General features: G+C 42.6%; 13 protein-coding genes and 1 tRNA gene. 4 read left to right on the forward strand and 10 right to left on the reverse strand.

The genetic code is table 11. The features are described 5' to 3' along the window. Positions 1-103: 103 nt before the first annotated feature. The 3 genes from ISX59_RS12230 to rsfS are packed head-to-tail and all read right to left on the reverse strand — an operon-like array spanning position 104 to position 3,355. On the reverse strand, positions 104-943 hold the full coding sequence (locus ISX59_RS12230; protein WP_044302108.1) for a phosphatidate cytidylyltransferase: 840 nt from the start codon (positions 941-943) through the stop codon (positions 104-106). Between the two features lie 15 nt (positions 944-958). Continuing rightward, positions 959-2,947, reverse strand: coding sequence for an ATP-dependent zinc metalloprotease FtsH (gene ftsH / locus ISX59_RS12235; protein ID WP_005810427.1), 1,989 nt, complete (start codon positions 2,945-2,947; stop codon positions 959-961). Positions 2,948-2,995: 48 nt separating this feature from the next. Continuing rightward, positions 2,996-3,355, reverse strand: a complete 360-nt coding sequence (gene rsfS, locus ISX59_RS12240; RefSeq protein WP_220575939.1) for a ribosome silencing factor — start codon at positions 3,353-3,355, stop codon at positions 2,996-2,998. Positions 3,356-3,657: 302 nt separating this feature from the next. On the opposite strand from rsfS, the gene ISX59_RS12245 reads away from it, so the two are divergent. After that, a tRNA-Gln gene (locus tag ISX59_RS12245) sits at positions 3,658-3,728 on the forward strand. Positions 3,729-3,871: 143 nt separating this feature from the next. Here the strand turns inward: ISX59_RS12245 and ISX59_RS12250 are convergent. The 3 genes from ISX59_RS12250 to rsmA form a co-directional block, all read right to left on the reverse strand. After that, a complete protein-coding gene (locus tag ISX59_RS12250; protein ID WP_032539576.1) occupies positions 3,872-5,722 on the reverse strand; it encodes a DUF349 domain-containing protein in 1,851 nt (616 codons plus the stop codon). 118 nt (positions 5,723-5,840) lie between these two features. Continuing rightward, positions 5,841-7,181 (reverse strand): magnesium transporter, encoded by a 1,341-nt coding sequence (gene mgtE / locus ISX59_RS12255; RefSeq protein ID WP_005775486.1) that lies wholly within the window; start codon positions 7,179-7,181, stop codon positions 5,841-5,843. Between the two features lie 61 nt (positions 7,182-7,242). Beyond that, positions 7,243-8,085, reverse strand: a complete 843-nt coding sequence (gene rsmA / locus ISX59_RS12260) for a 16S rRNA (adenine(1518)-N(6)/adenine(1519)-N(6))-dimethyltransferase RsmA (RefSeq protein WP_022012224.1) — start codon at positions 8,083-8,085, stop codon at positions 7,243-7,245. Between the two features lie 49 nt (positions 8,086-8,134). On the opposite strand from rsmA, the gene ISX59_RS12265 reads away from it, so the two are divergent. Both ISX59_RS12265 and ISX59_RS12270 read left to right on the forward strand, forming a co-directional pair. Then, positions 8,135-9,136 carry a lysylphosphatidylglycerol synthase transmembrane domain-containing protein gene (locus tag ISX59_RS12265; RefSeq protein ID WP_005818341.1) on the forward strand — a complete coding sequence of 334 codons (1,002 nt, stop codon included), beginning with the start codon at positions 8,135-8,137 and terminating at the stop codon, positions 9,134-9,136. A 203-nt stretch (positions 9,137-9,339) separates the two neighbouring features. Beyond that, complete coding sequence (locus tag ISX59_RS12270; RefSeq protein ID WP_220575940.1) at positions 9,340-10,797, forward strand: aminoacyl-histidine dipeptidase; 1,458 nt, start codon at positions 9,340-9,342, stop codon at positions 10,795-10,797. A 630-nt stretch (positions 10,798-11,427) separates the two neighbouring features. Here ISX59_RS12270 and ISX59_RS12275 read toward each other — a convergent pair. Genes ISX59_RS12275 through ISX59_RS12290 form a run of 4 tightly spaced genes read right to left on the reverse strand, consistent with a single transcriptional unit; the run spans position 11,428 to position 17,776 of the window. Beyond that, positions 11,428-13,110 carry a hypothetical protein gene (locus ISX59_RS12275; protein WP_032539624.1) on the reverse strand — a complete coding sequence of 561 codons (1,683 nt, stop codon included), beginning with the start codon at positions 13,108-13,110 and terminating at the stop codon, positions 11,428-11,430. 22 nt (positions 13,111-13,132) lie between these two features. Further along, positions 13,133-14,284 (reverse strand): DUF4249 domain-containing protein, encoded by a 1,152-nt coding sequence (locus tag ISX59_RS12280; RefSeq protein ID WP_032539575.1) that lies wholly within the window; start codon positions 14,282-14,284, stop codon positions 13,133-13,135. Positions 14,285-14,288: 4 nt separating this feature from the next. Continuing rightward, on the reverse strand, positions 14,289-17,039 hold the full coding sequence (locus ISX59_RS12285; RefSeq protein ID WP_032539574.1) for a TonB-dependent receptor domain-containing protein: 2,751 nt from the start codon (positions 17,037-17,039) through the stop codon (positions 14,289-14,291). Then, on the reverse strand, positions 17,036-17,776 hold the full coding sequence (locus tag ISX59_RS12290; protein ID WP_005818350.1) for a hypothetical protein: 741 nt from the start codon (positions 17,774-17,776) through the stop codon (positions 17,036-17,038). The genes ISX59_RS12285 and ISX59_RS12290 overlap by 4 nt, the downstream gene beginning before the upstream one ends. A gap of 224 nt (positions 17,777-18,000) precedes the next feature. On the opposite strand from ISX59_RS12290, the gene ISX59_RS12295 reads away from it, so the two are divergent. Next, positions 18,001-23,781 carry an alpha-2-macroglobulin family protein gene (locus ISX59_RS12295; RefSeq protein WP_220575941.1) on the forward strand — a complete coding sequence of 1,927 codons (5,781 nt, stop codon included), beginning with the start codon at positions 18,001-18,003 and terminating at the stop codon, positions 23,779-23,781. Positions 23,782-23,928: the final 147 nt, after the last annotated feature.

Raw genomic sequence — 23,928 nt, forward strand, 5'->3', positions numbered from 1 at the left:
GAGTTGTAAATAACGGGCTACAAACGGAAGTTTCGCTATATTCTGCGGGATGCTTTACGTTTGTAGCCCGTTTTTATTTGCGGCTATTATTTTTTTATCGATTTTAGAACAGGGTCAGTGCATATAAGTAGACAACTCCTGCCGGTATGGCCATAAGCGAACTGTCGAAGCGATCGAGCATACCACCGTGTCCCGGCAAAATGCTTCCAGAATCTTTAATTTGCAATTGACGTTTCAGAAGTGACTCCGTTAAGTCTCCCCAAGTTCCGAAAATAACAACGACCAGTGCCAACCCGGCCCACTCAGCCCAAGTCATGACCGGAAAGAAATAGGCAAATGCAAACGAAGCGGCAATGACTACGATACCGCCGCCGATAGAACCTTCCCATGACTTCTTCGGAGAAATACGTTCGAATAAACGATGCTTGCCAAACAGAGAGCCGAAGCAGTAGGCGCCCGTATCATTCAGCCATAGAAATACAAATATAGAAAGCGGTAATATCGGATTATAAGAGACGCTGGTTGTTTCCGGATCATTCTGGAAAGCGAGTACATTCAGCAAAGCAAAAGGGAGAGCGATATACATCTGGCTCAACATGGAATAAGCCCAGTTGAGTACCGGATTCTTTTTCTTAAGGTATAATTCGCTTACCATCAGGTAAATGAGCAATACCAGATAAGGAATGAATATTTTGGAATCGGCAGCATCGATGCAGAATCCCATGAGAGCAAGGAACAGATAAGCTCCTCCCAGCATGGTGATGGTCCGGTTGATGGCTACTTCTCCCGATTGATTGACAAGATGGCCGAACTCACGTATGGTCAAAGCACTGACAATAACGAAAAGTGTTCCGAAAGCCAGTGGATCGTACAGTATACAACCCACTATGATGGCTACAAATAATATTCCTGTTATGGCGCGTTGTAAAAAGTTGTTTTTCAAGGTGCTGTTACATTTTTAGTTTTGTGATGCCGCCGGTTCTTGTTGCGCATTGTCTTCTTGAGACTCTGTTGCTTGTGGAGTATCGGTATCTTCTCCATCCGTAGGGTGGGCGGTATTTTCTTGTTTGCTATTGGCTGCCATGATCTCTTCCGAACGGGAAGCCCAAGGACGTTTACCGAAGATTCGTTCTACGTCTTCGGCAAAGATTACTTCTTTATCGATCAGTAGCTGCGCCAATTCGTTGTGCTGCTCTTTGTGTTCCGAGAGGATTTGTTTGGCACGTTCATATTGTTCGTTAACCATTCTTTTCACCTCTTCGTCAATCAGTTCGGCAGTCTTTTCGCTATACGGACGTTGGAACGAATACTCATCATTATTATAATAGCATAAGTTCGGCAACTTTTCACTCATTCCCAAGTAGGCGATCATGCCATAAGCCTGTTTGGTCACACGTTCAAGGTCATTGGCAGCTCCACTGGATACGCGCCCAATGAAGAGATCTTCTGCTGCGCGTCCGCCCAGAGTGGCACACATCTCATCGAGCATTTGCTCTTTGGTGGTAATTTGCCTTTCTTCCGGCAGATACCATGCAGCTCCCAATGCGCGTCCACGAGGAACGATGGTTACCTTAATCAATGGGTTGGCATATTCCAATAACCAAGAGATGCTTGCGTGTCCGGCTTCATGCAAAGCAATAGAGCGGCGTTCGGCTTCCGTGGTGATTTTGGTTTTCTTTTCAAGTCCACCGATGATACGGTCTACAGCATCCAGAAAATCCTGTTTGCCTACGAATTTCTTTCCATGTCGCGCAGCTATCAGGGCTGCTTCGTTGCATACGTTTGCAATATCAGCTCCCGAAAATCCGGGGGTCTGGCGGGCAAGCAGATCTACATCTACTGTATCGTCTATCTTGATGGGGCGCAAATGCACACCAAATACTTCCTTACGTTCGTTGAGATCCGGTAAATCTACATGAATTTGCCGGTCGAATCGTCCGGCACGGAGTAATGCTTTATCGAGTACATCCACACGGTTAGTGGCTGCCAGAATAATAACACCGCTGTTTGAGCCGAAACCGTCCATTTCAGTTAGCAGCTGGTTCAACGTGTTCTCACGTTCGTCATTGCCGCCCATCGCAGGATTCTTGCCGCGGGCACGTCCTACGGCATCAATCTCATCGATGAAAACAATACAGGGAGCCTTTTCCTTAGCCTGTTTGAAAAGGTCGCGTACGCGGGATGCACCTACACCGACAAACATTTCAACGAAATCGGAACCGGCCAAAGAGAAAAAAGGTACATTGGCTTCACCGGCTACAGCCTTTGCAAGCAATGTTTTACCTGTTCCCGGAGGGCCTACCAGCAAGGCGCCTTTAGGAATTTTACCTCCCAAATCCGTATATTTCTGGGGTTCTTTCAGGAATTCGACAATCTCTTCTACTTCCTGTTTGGCTTCTGCCAGTCCGGCTACATCTTTAAATGTCACTTTGATGGATCCACCTTTCTCAAAGAGCTGTGCTTTCGATTTTCCTACATTGAATACGCCACCTGCTCCACCACTGGCACCACTGCCCATGCGGCGCATGAAGAATATCCACAAGGCAATCAGAAAGACAATAGGCAGCACATTCCAAAGTATTGCGCTGAAGTAGTCTTTCTTCTTATCATAGCTGACAGAACCGTCGAAGTGTGTTTCTTCTTTCTCCTTTTGCAGGAAGTTATCCAGATTTTCGCGTGAAGGAGCTTCGGTGGTAATCATCGGATTCCGGCCTACACGTGTAGAATCTTGTTTGAATACAGCTCCTACGTACTGTGGCTTAATATAAATTTCAACTGTGTTGTCATCATAGCCAATCACTTTACTGACATACCCGTCACGTACGTATTGTTGGAATTCATCATAAGAGATGTTCTTGTTAACAGAACTGTTTCCGTTAGCGAAATACAGCCCTAAAAGCATCAGGGCGATAATCATATACATCCAGTTCAGATTGAACTTGGGCATATTTACTTTATTGTTGGTTTTCTTGCTGTTATTGTCCATACTGATAGATTAATCAATGTCGGGAATAGTAATTAGTTTGGCATCTGCCCACAGGTGCTCCAAATTATAAAAGTTTCTGGCCTCCGGCAGGAATACGTGTACTAATACGTCAGAAAAGTCCATAGCTACCCACTCTGCGTTTCGTTGTCCATCGATGGCAGAGGGTTTAGTGCCGGCACCTTTTCGGGTAAATTCTTTTATGGAATCTACGATGGCAATGACCTGGCTGGGGGAGTTCCCCTGACAGATTACAAAGTATTGGCATATCGTGTCGTCAATGTTTGTCAGATCTGCTATGACAATGTTTTTACCTTTTTTTTCTTGTATACCTTCGGTTATCTTTTCTATTAATACTTTCGTTTCGTTCATTTATAGGTTGAAATTAAATAATCAATGTTTAGTTTCTGTTTATAACAAGGAAGGGGCATTCTTTGTTTTCCTGTCATAAACGTGATATTTTTTACAAATATACGCTGATTTATTGTATCAAGGAAGGTTATATGCTAAATCTATTTCATTTTTTGTTTTTTTTTAGGGATGCATCTCTTTGGAATCCGGCGTATTAGATATTTTTTTGCAAAAAAAGAGCGAAAAGTATTTGTGATTAAAAAAAACTTTGTACCTTTGCAACCGCAAACGAGAAACAAAGGATGTGAATCGTTAAGCGACATTGGGCTATGGTGTAATGGTAACACTACAGATTCTGGTCCTGTCATTTCTGGTTCGAGTCCAGATAGCCCAACAAAGAGAGCGAAGTTTTTATATAAAACTTCGCTCTCTTTGTTGGTATTCTTTCCTATTTATAATTTTCGTATATAAAAAAAGCGAATCAAAGGGGCTTATGCCTTCTGATTCGCTTTACATAGAACTAAAAATTATTTTCCTTTATTCTTCTTTGATTGATTCATCAATTACCTTTATCTTCTGCAATACCAATTCCAGATCAGCTTTGAGCTTTTCTACCTTACGGTTAATTTCGGTCAAAAGGCTGTTTCCCTTTTTGGAAGAGGTAGTGAGGAAGCCCAAGTTGTTTTCATAGGTCTGGAGTTCGTTTTTCATGTTCTCGTACGTACGAACCAATTTTTCGCGTTCACGATAAATAGATTGCGAACCTCCACTTTGAATATTACCGATAGAAGATTTGAAATTACTCAGTTTCTTGTTCGATGCACTGATATTGAATCGGTCGAAAAGCTGGTCAATCAAACCGTGATATTGCTTATAAAGCTTATCTTTCTCTTTGAAAGGAACATGCCCGATATTATTCCATTCTTTCATCAATTCACGAACTTCTTTGCTTGCTTCATCAGCATCTGTTGTTTCGTCAATTGAGGTTAACTGGGCTATGATTGCTTTTTTCTTTTCCAGATTTTCTTGTTCTACAGAACGTTGGGAAGAGGTGGCTTTGCCCTTTTGTTCAAAGAAGTAATCACATGCAGTGATAAAACGTTTCCAAACTGCATCCGAATATTTTTTAGAAACAGGGCCGATTGTCTTCCATTCTTTTTGTAGTTTAGTCAAGATTTCGGCTGTTTCTTTCCAGTCGGTACTATCTTTCAGAGCTTCTGCCTTTTCACATAATGCTTTTTTCTTTTCCAGATTGGCATTCATACCCTCTTTCAGAGACTTGAAGAATTCTCCTTTTTTCTTGAAGAACTCGTCGCAAGCTTTACGGAAACGCTCAAAGATTTTCACGTTCATTTTCTGTGGAGCGAAACCGATTGTTTTCCATTTGTTTTGCAGGGCGATTACTTCTTGCGTCTTGGTTTCCCATGCAGCAAATGTTTTCAGTTGATCGAATTCGATTGCTTCTACTATTTCGCAAATAACTGTTTTCTGATCCAGATTATGCTGTTCGCTCTCTTTTAATGCTTCGAAATGTTGCTGATGACGACGATTGACAGCAGTAGAGGCAGCTTTGAAGCGGTTCCATATTTCGTCACGCAATTCTTTGGCAACCGGGCCGGTATCGCGGAACTCTTGATGTAGTTTCTGTAATTGATGGAAAGCGGAGACTACATCTTGTTCGTCGGCCAGTTTCTCTGCAGCTTCACAAAGGTGTGTCTTGATTTCCAGATTCTTCTTGAAATCATATTCCCTGAATTCATTATTCAGTTTTAGTATATCGTAGAACTTCTCAACATACAGTTGATAATTCTTCCACAACTCGTTTACTTTAGCCTGTGGTACCAGCTTTACTTCATTCCACTGTTGCTGTAGCTTTTTAAATTCATTGTAGGATTTATTGGCGTCATCGGGTGATTCCACCAGTTCTTTTAATTCTTCGATAATCGACAGCTTGACCTGAAGATTCTCTTCTTTCTGTTTTTCAATCTCAGCAGCCAAAGCACTTCTCTTCTCTTTGATGGCTGCCATTAAACTTTTGAATTCTTCTTCTACACCGTTAGGCTGTGCAATAAATTCATCTTCGGCACCACCATTTTCTACGAATAACTTTTTCGCAGCCTCGAGTTCGGCATTATGAATTTTATAGAAAGTCTGCTTTAAACCATCCAGCTCCTGTTTACTTGCATTTTCAGCATCTTGGGCAACTTCTTTTAATCGGGACAGCACTTCTTCTTTAGTGTTCAGTCTTGAACCTGATTCGGTTGATTTTTCAGCAATCGTTTCTTCAGCCGGAGTTTCTGTAATCTCTTCAGAAACCTCAACTGCTTTTTTTTCTTCTTCTAATTCCCCTTGTTTCAAAGGTTGGTTAGTGTCATGAGAGTCCATCATTGTATATTCGTTTTTAGGAAAACAGGATTTGTCCTTAAATCCATTAGGTCACAAATTAATGAAATAAAATGATTACTTCATACTATTTTCCTTTATTTTTTTTCATTATAGCTGTTTTTTACGATAATAACACCGTAATTCCCATGTACATCATCATACCAATGATGTCATTTGTAATGGCAATAAACGGCCCTGTAGCTATAGCAGGATCTATTTTCATCTTTTCCAGTGTCATTGGAACCAGAGTACCGAAGATGGAGGCAAACATCACTACTGAAAACAGGCTGATGGATACCGAATAAGTAACAGTGGCCGTTGCACCGAAACGAATGAAATTATAGGTATATACCAGTAAAGAGATGATTGTGGCATTAATCAATGCAACTACAGCTTCTTTGCTGACTTGCTTGAACGTGTTTTTAGCATCGAGAGAACTGTTTGCCAAGCCTTGTACGACAAGTGCCGATGACTGGGTTCCCACATTTCCACCTGTACCGCCAATTAACGGTATGTAAAGAGCCATTTCGGGATGTGCGGCGAAAGTAGAATCAAAATTACCTAATATCATAGAGTTACCTATGCCGCCAATCATACCGATTAATAGCCAGGGCAAGCGGGCTGTAGTCTGACGAAGTACATTGTCGTCCGTTTCTACATCCTGCGAGAGACCGGATGCCAATTGGTAGTCGCGCTCCGATTGTTCACGAACCTCGTCCATGACGTCGTCGACGGTAATCTGTCCTACTAACCGGCCGATGCTGTCGAGAACCGGGATAGCAACCAAGTCATACTTTTCGATAATTTGTGCCACTTCATCGATAGGTGTGTCTACGTGTACCGAGATAGGGTCTTTCTGCATCACATGTTTTACTTTGGATACAGAGGGTGACGTAATCATCTTTTTCAGTGGAAATATTCCGCGAAGACGTTCGTCATCGTCTATCACGTATACATAATAGATGTCATCAAGTTCTTCTGCCTGTTGACGCATTTCTTTCAGGCATTCGGGCATACTCCAGTTTTCGTTGACGGTCACCATTTCCGTACCCATCAAACCACCGGCGGTATTTTCGTCATATTTCAGCAGGTCGACAATGTCTCCTGCCTGTTCGATGTCTTCAATGTGCGAAAGTACCTCTTCCTGCTTGTCTTCATCCAGTTCGCGCATCAAATCTACGGCATCGTCCGTATCCATATAGTCAACGAAACGTTTGGCAATGGTTTCTGATGGCAGGATGTCAAGAAACTCTTTACGAACATCCTCGTCCATTTCTACAAGTACGTCCGCGGCAGTTTCATTATCAAGTAATCGATAGACGAAGCGGGCTTCTTCCGGATTCAATTCGTTACACAACTCCGCTATATCAGCAGGGTGCAGATCGATAAGAAGCTCTTTTACTTTATCGGCATCTTTTTCTCCGATAAGCTCTTTTACGTTGTCAATGTATTCTTCGTTCATAATTACATCCTTACCTGCTTCCCGTAAATCGAGGAAGTCACGTTTAGTATACTACGTTTGTTCAGTCCGATAATCCGGCTTCCCCATTGGGAATTTCTTTTTGAGAAGTTGCTTCTATCGGGGACTTCAGCGCTTGTTCCACCCGGTTTGTCAGGTCTATAAACTCCTGTACCGAGAGTTGTTCAGGGCGTTTGTTGAATAGAGCGTCTTCTGTCAACGGGCAATCTTTACCCAAGATCGGTTTGATGGAGTTTCGTAATGTCTTTCGACGCTGGTTGAAAGTAGTTTTCACTACCTGTTTGAATAGCTTCGGATCACAACCAAGGTCTTGTACCTCGTTACGTGTCATTCGTATGACTGCACTCTTCACTTTTGGAGGTGGGTTGAACACATGTTCGCTTACAGTGAAAAGATACTCTACCCGATACCAGGCTTGTATCAGAACGCTGAGAATGCCATATGTTTTACTGCCCGGCCCGGCCGCAATGCGTTCGGCTACTTCCTTTTGGATCATTCCTGTACAGCAAGGAATCAGGTCTTTGTTATCCAACATTTTGAAAAATATCTGGCTGGATATATTATAAGGATAGTTTCCGGTTAATGCGAACGGATGTCCGCCAAATAAACGTTGCAGGTTCATTTTCAGGAAGTCATCCTCGATGATGTTGTCTTCCAGTGACGGATAGGCTTCTCGCAGATAGGCTACCGATTCATAATCGACCTCCACCACTTTTACCAACCGTTCTTTTTTGACAAGGAACTGAGTGAGCACACCCATTCCCGGCCCAACTTCCAGAATCGGCAGTTCGGGGAATGTATCTACTGTATCGGCAATGTCCTGTGCCACTTTCAGGTCTTTCAGGAAGTGTTGTCCGAGAAACTTTTTAGGCTTTACTAATTTCATTTATCAACTAAATAACTACTTTTGCAGCAGACAAAGGTAATTCTTTTAAATGAAGAATAAAGAATTAGGGATGAAGAAACTAATAAAAAAGACACTGAAACTTATCTTACCATTGGTTTTGGGAGGCTTTATCTTATATTGGGTCTATCGTGACTTCGATTTTGTAAAAGCCGCGGAGGTTTTGCAACACGGCACAAACTGGTGGTGGATGGCTTTTTCACTTCTTTTCGGCATATCGGCACAAGTGTTTCGTGGTTGGCGTTGGCGTCAGACGCTGGAACCTTTGGGAGCGTTTCCCCGAAGAAGTGATTGCGTCAATGCCATTTTCATTTCGTATGCAGCCAGTTTGGTGGTGCCGCGGGTAGGAGAAGTGAGCCGGTGTGGGATACTTGCAAAATACGATGATGTTTCCTTTGCTAAATCTTTAGGTACTGTGGTAACCGAACGTTTGGTAGATACACTGACTATTCTTTTGATTACCGGTGTCACGGTTTTGTTGCAAATGCCTGTATTTGTCACCTTTCTTGAACAAACCGGTACGAAGATTCCTTCATTGATGCATTTACTTACGTCTGTTTGGTTCTATATCATTCTGTTTTGTGGAATAGGAGTTGTTGTGCTATTTTATTATTTGATTCGTACCCTTTCTTTTTTCGAGAAAGTGAAAGGAGTTGTACTGAATGTTTGTGAAGGCATTATGTCACTGCGGAATGTGAAAAATCTTCCGCTTTTCCTGCTTTATAGCTTTTTGATTTGGCTCAGCTATTTTCTCCATTTTTATTTCACTTTCTATTGTTTTGCTTTTACGGCACATCTGGGACTTCTTGCTGCATTGGTCATGTTTGTCGGAGGAACATTTGCCGTAATTGTTCCTACTCCGAATGGGGCCGGTCCGTGGCATTTTGCAGTGATCACCATGATGATGCTTTATGGGGTAAATGCGACAGATGCCGGAATATTTGCATTGATCGTTCATGGCATTCAAACCTTATTGGTCGTTTTATTAGGCATTTACGGGTTGGCGGCTATTTCCTTCCTCCGACGAAAATAATATTTGCTGATAACAATTGTGTTTCAGGAAATGCGCTTTGCTAACTTAAAACAATATGTGTGTTATTGCTATACATATTTAATCTGTAAATCCGGTTTTTGAACTTTTTTTATTTGAATTTCTTCCGGTAATTCTTTCTTTTCCATTCTTTTTAGTAGCTTTGACCTTTAGAAATTGATTTAAAACCTATAAATAATTCATTTATGAGCACAATTCTTGATTTAGCTCCACAAAATGTATGGAAGCACTTCTATTCTTTGACGCAGATTCCGCGTCCGTCGGGACATATGGAAAAAATTACCGGGTTTCTGGTAAATTTCGGTAAAGGTCTCGGCTTGGAAACCTTTGTAGATGAAGCCGGCAATGTGATTATCCGTAAACCTGCCACTCCGGGGATGGAAAATAGAAAAGGAGTAATCCTTCAGGCACATATGGATATGGTACCACAGAAAAACAATGATACTGTTCACGATTTTGAGAAAGATCCGATTGAAACTTATATAGATGGTGAATGGGTGAAAGCTAAAGGTACTACACTTGGAGCCGATAATGGTTTGGGAGTAGCTGCTATCATGGCTGTTCTTGAAGATCAGAATCTGAAACACGGACCGTTGGAAGCTTTGATTACAAAGGATGAAGAAACAGGTATGTTTGGTGCTTTTGGTCTGAAACCGGGTACTGTGAATGGAGAAATACTGCTTAATCTCGATTCTGAAGACGAAGGTGAACTTTACATCGGCTGTGCCGGTGGTATGGACGTTACCACATTTCTTGAGTATAAGGAAGTGGCTCCGGAAGGTGGTGATATTGCCATTAAGGTAAGTTTGAAAGGTCTTCGTGGCGGTCATTCCGGACTGGAAATCAATCAGGGACGTGCCAATGCCAACAAATTACTGGTACGTTTTGTGCGTGAAGCTGTAGCAAGTTATGAAGCTCGCCTGGCAACTTGGGAAGGTGGAAATATGCGGAATGCCATTCCCCGTGAAGCCCATGCGGTAGTAACTATCCCCGCTGAAAATGAAGAAGAACTATTGGGTTTAGTGAAGTATTGCGAAGATATTTTCAATGAAGAGTATAAAGCAATCGAAACTCCTATCAGCTTCACTGCCGAGCGGGTAGAACTGCCTGCAGGAGAAGTACCTGAAGAGATTCAGGATAATCTGATCGATGCTATTTTTGCTTGTCAGAATGGTGTGATGCGAATGATTCCTACAATTCCCGATACAGTAGAAACCTCTTCAAATCTGGCAATCATTAATATTGGTGGTGGAAAAGCTTCTTTCAAGATTCTGGCACGTAGTTCCAGCGACAGCATGAAAGAATGTCTGACTACCAGCCTTGAATGTTGCTTTTCTATGGCGGGTATGAAAGTGGAGATGACGGGAGGATATTCCGGATGGCAACCCGACATCGATTCTCCGATTCTGCATGCAATGAAAGAATCTTATAAAAAGCAGTTTGGTACAGAGCCGGAAGTGAAAGTTATTCATGCCGGGTTGGAATGCGGTATCATTGGGGCTATTATTCCTGGACTGGATATGATTTCATTTGGCCCTACACTGCGTTCACCGCACTCTCCTGATGAAAGAGCCTTGATTCCGACTGTGCAGAAATTCTATGATTTTCTGGTTGCTACGTTAGAACAGACACCGATTAAATAAAGGTTCATCAGCGAATATACGAATGAGGGGCAAGCGTTACAAGCGTTTGCCTCTCTTCTTTTTTAAGGATCTCTTTTTGTTTTCCTGTTTCATGATGACTTGTCATCCAAATGCAGAATTGTCAATGGCAACCTGCCTTTCTGACTTTATTTATGTCCGGTTTTGTCATATGATTGCCAATAGAAACCGATTTTCTTGATATATATCAAGAAATATGTTTTAAAACATATTTTTCTTCCCTTTTTGAGTACAACGTATCTATTTAGGCTTTATTTTTGTGCTGTAAAACATAAGAATTAGGATAACATAGTTTTTAGGTAACAGTTTTTTTAGGTAAAAAGATTATGAAGATTGTAAGAAGTTTATTAAAGAATTTGGCAAATGCCAATCCTAACATCTGGGGATATGTAACGCTTTAAGCATTCTCCCCTTTAGGTTTTCGATGTGTGTTTATTAATTAAGGTAATTATTATTAGTATTTGAAGCAATGAAAAAAGTAGTAATGCATCTGCTGGAAAGATGTTTAAGAGAAGCCGGCAGAAATGAAATGATGAAGTGGGGATACACTAAATAAAAAGTGTTCCCCACTTTTTTTATTGGGGAGTTACTTCACCCATTGGACTGCGAGGGTCATTCTCCTACACGAAAACTCGTTTCACCTCGGATTGCTTTTCCTTGGTGCGTAAAGCCTTCCACCACTACTTTAAATTCTCCTTCAAGGTCGGATGTGTAAAAAAGGAGTGTGGTAGCTTTTCCCTTTTCTGTTTTTACGGAGGGGTTCCAGTATAATGTATGCCGGAAATCCGGTTTGCGTGATTTTCTGTCAACTTCGTTTTTGTACTCGGGCATGCTGAATGCAACGGGCAATTGAGGACATTCATATACTGTCAGTTGCGAGTCGTCACTTAACTGTATGGAAGGCAGGTTTCCTTTTTGCGTGGTCAGGGAAATCATACATTCGAATGTTTCACCGCTAAAAGCATAGCGGCTGTTATAGATATCGATTTTTTTCACCAATTTGGGGTTATACTTCAGAATATCTTCGTGATCGTGAATAGGAACACCATCCAATAACACTAATGTATTTCCGACATTGAATCTTTTTTCTTCCTCTTTGAGTACTTTTAGCCTGCGTTTACCATTCACTTTGCGTATTATCACGCTACGTACAAATTCTACAAAGGTTTCTGTCATCGTGCTGAATCTTGTGTATTCATCCAGATTGTAGTTCAGATAAGGTTGGAGCCCGTAACAAGATTGCAGAGGGATACCATGGTCAAGAGAATCGAGCATGACAACTTGTTGTAGCTGTATGCCTATGCTTCTTTCCAATAATCGTTTTTTATTTCGATAGAGTTTAAGTAGGGGGAGATTTTTCGGCAGATTCTCACAGAAAGGCGATAAAATATTCATTTGGTAAGATTCTCCATTAGCTCCCCATGCGGCAGCCACTATGTCATTGATTCCAAATATATTGCTTGTGTAGAATCGTGCATTCCCTTCAACGTCTACTTGTCCTTGTACATACCGGATATCTTTACCTACAAAAGCGATGTCTGCTGACACATGTTTATTCTGTATCTGTTTCAGTGTTTCTCCTTCGGGAGTTTGTATTTGTCCGCGGATGATATGTCCTTCATATTCCGGTACCCATTGACCGGAGAATGTGCCGGGCGTACTGGTAACTTGCTGTCTCCAGACAGATTCTTCGTGATGTGGAAGTATGACCAGTGAATCATTACGGCTTACCGAAACGATAAGGTCGGATACTTCTTCGGGCAGGCCATTGATGGTCAATTCTACAGGTTGGCGTATACTATACGACGGCCGGGAAGTGTTTATACGAATGTTTCCGTTCATAGCCGGTACTTCTTTCGGGTATGTTTCCGTAGAATCGGCTAATGTTATCGGGTCAGATTCCGCAATTCGGAAAGTGTTGATTATGGCAATCTGCTTTCGAAAAAAGATTTTTTCCCCTTCATTTCTCATATATTGGGTATATCCGCTTAACTCGTAAATACCTGAGGGAGCATCAGCCGGAATCTTTATTTTTCCCGAACCGCTACCATTGTCAAGTGCTAATTTTAACTGGGCCTGTGGGCGTTCGGCATTTGATATTTCTACGTATCCCACTTTGCTGAAAAAAGATGGTTGGAAGTGGGTGTCAGTGGTATAAAACTTGATCCAAACTTCTTCGCCGGCCAGATAACACGTTTTGTCCGTATGTACATACACCCGTTCGTATAGTTCTTCCTGTGCCTGTGAAATCAGACAAAACAATGCAAAGAAATATAGTGTGAAGATTCGTTTCATGATTGTCTCCTTTCTTTTTAAGTTATTGGTGATCATTGGGCCAGAACGAAGGTTTGTTTTTGTTTCCTCCGTTATATTCACATTCTGTGCATCTTTGCAGCGTCCAGTTATCGATGTGTGTACCTGTTCCGACAGGACGATAGCCAGCCAGATACCTTGTCAGATAGGTGTTGTAGCCCATTTCGTTCAGATCATCGTCCGTCAGTTCCTCGCAATCAGTGTATCGGGGAGGACGTTCTATGTCATTGGGGCGAATATAGATTCTCTTTTCGACTATGTTTTTGTAAACCCCGACATAGCCGATGGCTCTTCGCTCAGGCTGAGTGGTACAACTGAGATTTCCCTGAACTTCGGAAGGTTGTGGAGTAAAGATTCCTCCCATGTCTTCATTTTGCTGTTGTACATTCAGATAATATTCATACCCTGCTTTACTCAGTGTCCGTTGTTGTACCAGTACACTGTATAACACTGTAAATCTATCTCCTTTTACCGGTGCTTCAAACAGCTTATTGTTTATGATCCGGTTCTCTTTCAGTGATTGGGTTGAACTGATCAATATATTTCTGGATAATTCTTTTTTCCAGCAATAGAAGGTAGGGTAACTGCTGTCCTCGTAAATGCGGTTTGTTTCCGGATCGAAGTAACAAGTTGTCATGTAATTAGCTCTAATCTCCCAGTCTTCTTTGTAATTCCACATGTAATATTGGGCTTTTCCGGGATCACCATGTGTAGATACCCGGATGGTCAGTGGCTGTTCTTTTACGGGCTGTATCCATGAAACACTGTCTATTTCAGGAGTTTCCATCGGTTCGGAGGGAGAAGAGATATAAATCTCTCCATTATATTCTATTTCTACTCCATAAGATACGTTGTTCTGTAATTCCCCGATGCTGATTTGATATTTGCCTTCTCCGATAGCCTTACCGGGATTACTCCGATAGCCGTCACTGCCGGTTACAATGATTTTGGCCTCAATGTCTCGATAGTTTTCCGGGGATTCTTCGGACAGTGGGACACTTTTACTTAATGAAAATACGACTTCCGTATTGGCAATGATGTCGCCGGTCACTACCAACAGTTCTTCGTCGGAAGTGGGAAGTTGTGCGTTAAATTCGGAGACACAACCTGTCAGGCAGAGTAGCAATAGATAGATAATATATTTTGATTTCAACATGGTGTTAGAATTTTATGTTATATGTAATGAAAGGAATCGGCACTCCGAAGATAGACATCTGGTACCCCTTTATCTGACCTTCTTCCGACACATAATAAACGGAATAAACATTTTTTCTTCCGGTGACGTTGTATATGCCGATAGAAATAGAACTATGCGTTAGTAGCGTCAGGTGATGGCTGGGCTCTATATTGAAAGAGATGTCTGTACGAAAGTAGTCCGGTATACGGTATGAGTTTCGTTCCGTGTAATAAGCCCGCATCGATTGTGTCGACTCATCATAATATTGTCCGGCAGGAATGGTTGTCGGACGTCCTGTGCTGTAGTCCACATTGATCGACATACTGTAGCGGTGCGTAAATTTATAGTTACCTACAAACTTGAAATCATGAGGCTTATCATATTCCGTAGGATACCAGTCACCGTTGTTTACAGGTTTTTCGATCCGTTTGTCATTCTGTCTCAAGAAAGTACGCGAATAGGTATAACTCATCCAACCGTTCAGTTTTCCAACCTGTTTTTTTACCTGCAGTTCCACACCGTAGGCGTGTCCTTGCGTGTTGATAACATCAGTTTCAATATGGTGGTTCATTAGCAGTTTGGCTCCTCCGCGATAGTCCAGATAATCGGACATCCGCTTATAATAACCTTCCACTGAGTATTCCCAGATACCGTTCGGAGAATTCAGGTAAAGTCCTGCCGCGGCTTGCCAACCTTTTTGGGGTTTAATGTTGACATCACTCAGTTTCCATGTGTCGGTTGGCGACATGATGACAGTATTCGACAGTTTATGTATATATTGCCGCATCGAATTAAATCCTGCTTTAATTGAAAAATCATCCGTGAAGGAGTATCGTGCGGATAGCCGGAATTCGGGTCCGTGATAGGTTTTCATCACTTTTCCTGCTCCGGCAGTGATAGTATCTGTTATAGTCGATTCGTGCGGGAGTGTACCCGGTTCATATTTATAATACGAACGTGGGCCTAACGCATTGAATAGCGAATAGCGGATTCCTGCGTTGACTGACAGTTTGGGAGTGATTTCCCATTCATCACCCAAATAGAACGCCGTTTCCAGGGCTTTATCTTTTTGCAAAGCATCCTTTTTCACCAGTGATTCACTTCCTTCAGGTTCGTAAGTTCCCGAATTGATATTGTACAGCATTGATTTAAAACCAAAGTTTAATGTATTATTGCCGGTCAGTTTGTTTGTAAAGTCTGCCTTAACGAAATATTGATTAATGTCAAACGATAGCTTATATGCGCTTGAGGCATTGACTGTTTCCCGGTCATTGTAGTCGTAGTGATCGTATCCGGCCGAGAAATATCCCACCAGTCTCTCGTTAAATACAGCCCTCCATCGTGCTGAGGCATTAAGGTTGTTGTAACCGTATTTTTCGTTTGAGTTGAAAGCAAAGCGGTCATGGCTATAATATCCGTAAATATTAAGGCTGTGTTTATCGTTGAACTTATGTGCCACAATGGCGCCCAGGTCATAAAAACCGGCGGTGCCGTCTTTGTAACCGCTTTTTTCCGGAAGCTGTTTCATAATCCAGTCGGAATATGTAGTACGTCCGCTTAGTAAGACAGATGTCCTGTCTTTGATGACCGGAATCTCCAGATTCAGTTTGCTTGTCACCAGTCCGATACCCGCCGAACCTGTGAACTTTTCTTTATTGGCCTCTTTGCCGGTGATATCCAGAATAGACGAGATACGTCCGCCATATTGTGCGGGGATGCTGCTTTTATATATTTCGGCCTCTTTCACCATGTCCGAATTGAAAGCGGCGAAGAAGCCAAATAAGTGGTTGGGGTTATAAATGGTTCCGTCATTAAGTAAAATCAGGTTTTGGTCGGTAGCTCCGCCACGTACGTTGAATCCGCTTGAAGCTTCACCTACTGTTTTTACTCCCGGCAAGGCTTGTACCATCTTCAGAATGTCCACTTCCCCCAAAGCCATTGGGATATTTTTCAGCTGTGTAGGGCGCAAAGTCTCAGCTCCCAGCTGTGTGCTCTTTACATTCTGTATGCGTCCGGAAGTAATGGTTACTTCGTCCAGCATATGTGCACTCTCTTCCAGTTCTATATTGAGTGTTCCGTCACTGAAAAGCATGATTTGACGTCGCGTATCTTTTACATTCAGTCCTTTTATGTCCAATTGCTTATGTCCGGTAGGAAGCTCAAGGGTAAAGTTACCCTTTGCGTCTGTTGTTGTCGCTATCCATGGGTCCTTTAAAATCAGATTGATACCGATCATGGGCTCACCGGTTTTAAAGTTAGTCACTTGCCCTTTGAGTGTTGCTTTCCGGGGGCGTTGTTTGATCCGTACATCTCCTACATTATATACTTTGTTTTCTGAAGATGCTTTTTCCGGTTCGTCTCTCAGATAAGTATATACATCCCCATAGTAACCTTCATCTTTTTCCGGTTCGCCTGTCAGTGTGGGAGGCAATAGTGTGATAAGCTCCTGTTCTTTCAGCACGAATAAAATGTTCCCATATACCGATAGTTTATAGGGTGTCGGTGCCAGTGCTTCTTTCAACTGCTGTAAAGGCGTAGTCTTTCCTCTTACCAATACCTTGAAGGAGGTGTCAATGGTAGTATAAATTCTGTAGGATGTATTTTTCTCCATTGATTCCAGTAGGGTATCAATGGTTATACTGTCGGCAGGAAGTGAGAGCGGCTGTTGTGCCACTGCTTGTTGCGGCCACCAGAATAACAGGGGCAGCATCCATAGGTATATATTCTTTTTCATCGTGTCTGTTTGGGGGCTATCAATTCTTCACAATAGTTTGTAAGGGCTGTCAGTGAGGCGTCAGTATCATGACGGAAGTTTAGCTTCTGTTTTCGTACATAGCGGTTTATCAGTTTACGCTGTTCCGGAAAGATCCTGGCAAACGTCTTTTTGTTACTGACGGAATAATATACTCCGTTGTACTCCAGATAATATTTTGCTTTGTACGTGAAATATTCAGTCTGGTGTTTGCCGGTTTTTATTATTTTTTCCGCACTGATATGAGCAATATAATATTTTTTGCGTGCCAATAGTCTCAATTCTTTTCCATTGTGCAGTAATTCGTAAAATCCTTTGTCCAGATTTGTATTTGGCGTTGGACGGAAGTAGATGAATGTAGCATTGTGTAGTTTTACCTGTTCGATTCCTTCGTTATTAATAATAATGCTATGACGGCTACCGGGATTCAGAGCCGAAAGTTGGTCTTTGTATAAATCCAGGTGAAGGGCCAGACCCGGATACCGGTTACCTCTGAAGATGATCTCTCCGGAAGTAAATTCGTCACTTTGAAAATAAGGGAGATTTTCGTATTGAGCAAGACTGTACGTAAATTCTATTTCACCATTATAAATGGTTGCATGGTCTCCTGCCGCTTTCAGATAACTTTCTATCGGATGGGTTTGTGAGTAGATTGCTTCTCCATTGAATAATAATGCGGTAATCGCCAGCATATACTTCAAGTAATGTCTGTTTTTCATAAGATGTTGTGTGTTGGTTTGTGATTAGATTAATGGTTGCGATTACAAAGTTAACTGAAAAAGTCTTGTCGTTTTCAGTTTTGTGTTAAAAGACCTTAATTTTGCTCATGCTGGTTATGGAAATATGCCCGATCTGTTCTCTTTTTTTATAAGAAAAAGAACAAATCTTTAAACTTTATTTTGTTACTTTGTTAATTATGTATTGATACTTAAACTTTTAAGATATGAAGATTAGACTAATTTGTATTATCGTGTTACTTTCTATGGGAATGATGTCATGGACACATGCCCAATCATACGATAAGTTATGGAAGCAAGTGGAGCAGGCCCAACAGAAAAGCCTGCCCGAGACTATCGTCCGGTTGACCGGTGAAATTTATAAGAAAGCTGAAATTGAGAAGAACTCTCCTCAAATGCTGAAAGCCTATGTCTGGCAGATGAGATTCAGGGAAGAGATCACTCCGGATAGTTTCTATGTGTCGTTGAACGGATTAGAGCAGTGGGTGAAAACTACAGATAAGCCACTGGACCGTGCGGTTCTGCATTCGCTTATCGGCAGTATGTATGCCGATTATGCTTCTCAAAATCGTTGGAAACTAAACCGCCGTACAGATTTGGAGGAAGTGACTCCCTCAAATGATATTCGGGAGTGGAGTAAAAATCAGTTTGTAACGAAAGTGATGTCAGAAACAGCCGTAACGTTTCAGGATTCCTTGTTACTGCTCGATACTTCATCCCGAAGTTACATTCCTTTTGTCGAGCTGGGGGTAACAAGTGATTATTATCATCATGATATGTATCATCTTTTAGCTTCCCGTGCCATTGCTTCATTAGAGAGTTTATCCGGGTTGGGCAGTGATTCTCTGATAAATGCACGTATCGAAGGGATTTATCGACACATGATGGATTCATATCGCCGGACCGATAATCCGGACGCTCTGTTGCTTACTAACTTGGATTATCTGCAGTGGAAAAGGCGCACCGATCCCGGTTTTCGTCCTTATCATGCTCCCGAAGGTAGAATCGGGCTGACGCAAGATCCTTATCTGGCAGCATTGAATAAACTGATTGCTGAGAACCAGTCACGTGACATTTGTGCCGAGGTTTATTTACTTAAGGCCCAGGAGGCGGTGAATGCCGGTGTACCTGCTTCCGGATTGCAATTGTGTGATGAGGCTATTTCCCGCTATCCGGCTTATCACCGTATTAATGCCTTGAGAGAGCTGAAGCAGGATATCCTGAGCCCGGATTTTACAGTGCAGACCCCGTCAGCGGTTTATCCCGGTGAGGAATTCGACTTGAAAGTCAGTTTTAAGAATCTGAAGAGTTTCGCAGTTCAGTTGTATGCGATCAATTTGCCGGTTCGCCCCAATGCAGTGGAAGTACCTGATGAAACATTCTTAAAGAAATATGGGCGCTTGCTTTCGTCGGTGCATTATGTCCTTTTCCCGTCTGGTGACTATAAAATGCAAGACTCTATATTTCATATGAAAGCTCCTGAAACAGGCCTCTATGCCCTCCGTATTGTTCCGGATGCTGAGGTTCGTTCTAATTCTGCGAAGTTTCTGTCTTCCACCCGCTTCAAAGTGCTGACCCGCTCTTTGCCTTCCAAGCTAAGTGAGGTAGCTGTACTCGATGATATGAGTGGGAAGCCTATAGAGGGGGTTCTGCTTTCAGTCTTCGACCGACAGAACAAACAGCTTCTGACCGCTACCACTAATGCTGAAGGGAAAGCACAGTTTGCTTCATCAGGAGAGTACAGATACCTGACGGCTGCTAAAGGAGCCGATACGGCTATGCCGCAAATCTATTTATGGGGTGGGAATTATAACTTTACAGATGATACAAAGCCGGTTTCTGCCGTAACTTTGCTTACCGATCGTTCTCTTTACCGTCCGGGACAGACTGTCTATGTGAAAGGAATTGCCTATGAACAATACCCGGATTCTGCCCATGTGCTTGCCGGGCGAGAATATACACTGACACTTACAGATGCCAATGGGCAGGAAGTGGGTATAAAGAAGCTGCGTACCGGTGATTTCGGTTCTTTTACTGCTGAATTCGTATTACCATCCGTTTGTTTGAACGGCATTTTCAGCCTGAATACTCAAAACGGTTTCCGTACCATTAGGGTGGAAGATTATAAACGTCCTACATTTGACATTACATTTGAGCCGGTGACTGAAAGTTATCGTTTAGGGGACCGTGTCGAATTGAAAGGGAATGTCAAGACTTTCAGCGGTGTGCCTTTACAGGATATTCCGGTTACTTATACCATAACCCGTTCCCTTTGTTCCTGGCGGATGTGGGGAGTGAATCCCGTCATATTGGCTTCTGACACCGTGCGTCTGGGGGCAGATGGAAATTTTGAGCTCCCTGTTGACCTGAAACCCGATACTTCAGGCTCCGACCTTGACGATGGTGATGACACTTCTTCCTATTATGACTATAAAGTACAGGTCTCGGTCACGAATGTTGCGGGCGAAACGCAGACTTCGGAAATCAGCCTGCGGGCCGGAAAGACTTCCTTGCTGCTATTTGCCGATATAAACGGACTTATCTGTAAAGACGATTCCATAAAAGCTACTTTTCAGGTAAATAATCTGGAACGTAAACCGGTTGCCGTCGAAGGCAGTTACCAATTGTTCTCTATTTCAGGTTATGAGGAATCCAAAGCTGTGAAAGATCAGAAGGTTTCTGCTCAGGCAATCCTTTCAGGTTCGTTCAGATCCAATGAAGAGACGTTATTGTCCGACTGGAAAACACTACCTTCCGGTGCTTATAAACTTGTAGCTTCTGTGACGGATGCCCAGGGACGTAAATCAGAAACGGAAAAGGTTGTGATCCTTTTCGCTTTGAATGATAAACGTCCACCGGTGTCCATGCCTTTATGGTATTATGAGGTAAATACCCGGTTTGATGCAGAACATCCTGCACTATTCTACTTTGGAACTTCCGAAAAGGATGCTTATGTACTTATGGATGTATTCAGTGGTAACAAGCATCTGGAGAGCAAACTTCTTCATTTGTCCGATTCGCTTGTCCGTTTTGAGTACCCTTATCGGGAGGCTTATGGAAATGGTTTGGGCATTACTTTTGCATTTGTTCGTAAAGGAATAGTTTACGAACAGGAAGTAAGTCTGACAAAGCGTTTGCCCGATTATACTTTGAATATACGCTGGGATGTATTCCGTGACAAATTACGTCCCGGACAGGAAGAGGAATGGAAGCTGACGATCCGGAATCCACAAGGATCACCGGTTTTGGCCGAGATGTTGGCTACCATGTACGATGCTTCACTGGATAAAATCTGGAAAGCTGACCAGTCTCTGCAGCTATATTATCATCTTTCCGTTCCTGTTTCCCATTGGAGGAGGGACTATGCAGATTCGAACTATTTCTATTTTGGTTTCCGTCAGCGTAGTTTGAAAGTACCTTCGTTCAGTTACGATCATTTTGTATTACCTCCTGTCGGATATGCTGTTGCCGAGGTGTTGTCGATAACCAATGACGCCGCTCCGGTTACCCGCTATGCTCGTATGCGTGGAATGGGAGCTATGAAACAACAAATGAAAAGCGAGGTCGCAGACGATGTTCTTTTTGAATCCGAGTTGATTTCTGTTTCACAAGATGCGGGGGCTGTAAATCAGGCAGACCATCCGGCTGTGAATGGGGCTGCAGATATAGAGTTACGTACCAACTTTGCTGAAACAGCTTTTTTCTATCCGCAACTTCATACCAATGCTCAGGGTGAGGTCAGCTTCTCTTTCCGTATGCCGCAAAGCCTTACGACCTGGAATTTCCGTGGTTATGCCCACACACAGAATATGATGACGGGTCAGATAAATGCTACTGCTGTTACCAGTAAAGAGTTTATGCTTACCCCAAATCTGCCGCGGTTTGTCCGGGTGGGAGACCATACTTCCATCGCTGCTTCTGTCAGCAATCTCACAGGTAAAAGCATGTCGGGTACAGTGAAACTTGTGCTTTTCAATCCTATGACGGATCAGGTGATATCTACCCAGCAAAAGAAATTTAATGCCGGGCCCGGACAGACTGTCGGGGTGGATTTCCTGTTTACGGTTACTGATAAATATGAAGTTCTGGGATGCCGGATGATAGCCGAAGGAGGCAATTTCAGCGATGGTGAACAACACCTGCTTCCGGTTCTCAGCAATAAAGAGAATCTGACAGAGACCTTGCCTATGCCTGTCCGTGGTGAACAAACGCGTACTTTCTCTTTAGCAGACCTTTTCAATCATCATAGCAAGACTGCAACCAACCGGCGTTTAACCGTTGAGTTTACTTCCAATCCGGCTTGGTATGCCGTACAAGCATTGCCAGCGTTGTCGCAACCCAGAAATGATGATGCCATTTCATGGGCTACTTCCTGGTATGCCAACACAATGGCCTCTTACATAATGAATGCCCAACCACGTATTCGAGCTATTTTTGACAGTTGGAAACTCGGGGGAGGCACCAAAGAAACTTTCCTGAGTAATTTGCAAAAGAATCAGGAAGTGAAGAATATCCTTCTTTCCGAATCTCCCTGGGTGATGGAAGCTACCTCGGAAAGCGAACAAAAAGAACGCATTGCCACTCTATTCGATTTGAATAATATCCGTAATAATAATGCAGCAGCCTTACTGAAACTACAGGAACTCCAATTACCTGATGGTTCGTGGAGTTGGTATAAAGGAATGGACGGTAGTCTTTTTGTTACCGATTTTATTGTGGAGCAGAATGCACGTATAGCCCTGCTTACAGGAAAACCATTGGAAGGCGCAGCCTTGAATATGCAACGGTCGGCTTTCAACTATCTTCATAAAGAGGCCTTACAGGAATATCGTTCTATTCGTGAAGCCGAAAAAAACGGCAGTAAATCACAAGGAATTTCACGAAGTGCATTAAAGTATCTCTATCTGATTGCTATTTCTGACGAAAAAGTGCCGGCATCCATGAAAGAAGCATATACCTATTTCCTTTCGAGAGTAGCTCCGTCATTGTCTCAGCAGTCTGTAACCGAAAAAGCTTGGTCGGCCATTATCTTGCAGAAAGTAGGCAAGGTGAAAGAGGCTCAGGAGTTTATGGCATCTCTTAAAGAGTATCTCACTCGGACAGATGACCAGGGAATGTTTTTTGATACAGCCGACAGTCCATATACTTGGAATAACCTGAAAGTACCTGCCCATGTGGATGTAATGGAAGCTTTTGAACGAGTGGGAGAGGATGCACAGGTTGTTGAAGAAATGAAAATGTGGCTTTTAAAGCAGAAACAGACCCAGCAATGGGATTCTCCGGTAGCTACTGCAGATGCTGTTTATGCTCTGCTTTACAATGGAACTAATTTACTGGATAATCAAGGAGATGTCCGTATTGTTCTTGGCAATGAAGTGTTGGAAACGGTAAGTCCTGCCAAAACGATTGTTCCGGGATTGGGCTATGTTCGGAGGACTTTTACGGACAGAAAGACCGTAGATGCCGCTGAGATTATTGTTGAAAAACGAGATCCGGGTATTGCCTGGGGAGCAGTATATGCACAGTTCGAAGAGAGTCTTGATAAAGTAGTTCGCCAAGGGAGCGGTCTGGATGTAGATAAGAAATTATATGTGGAAACGATTGCTCATAACAATCGTCAGTTGCAACCGATTATTGGTAAAACTCAGTTAAAGGTTGGTGATAAAGTGGTAGTCCGTCTGACTGTCCGTCTTGACCGTACGATGGATTTTATACAGTTGAAAGACCAGCGGGCTGCCTGTCTCGAACCGATTGAAGTCCTGTCCGGATATCGCAATGTTGGTGATGTCGGTTGTTATGTAGCAGTAAAAGATGCTTCAACTGATTTCTTTTTCGATACCTTGAATAAAGGAACTTATGTTTTAGAGTATAGTTACCGTGTCGATCGTGCAGGAAGTTACGAAACAGGAATTGCTACTATTCAGAGTGCATATGCACCCGAATATGCAGCCCACTCAGCTTCGTTTCGCTGTAACGTATCTCAATAAATAAAATTAAATATTTTCAGGAGGGTGTGTCGAAATTTTTTTCACCACGGAGTAACACAGAGTATCACAGAGTCTTTTTATTGATAATCAACAACCTAAAATTGTCTCTGTGTTACTCTGTGTCCTCTGTGGTGAGTTTTGACGCAG

The sequence above is a fragment of the Bacteroides sp. FSHCM14E1 genome, from assembly GCF_019633785.1.
GTDB classification, from domain to species: domain Bacteria; phylum Bacteroidota; class Bacteroidia; order Bacteroidales; family Bacteroidaceae; genus Bacteroides; species Bacteroides hominis.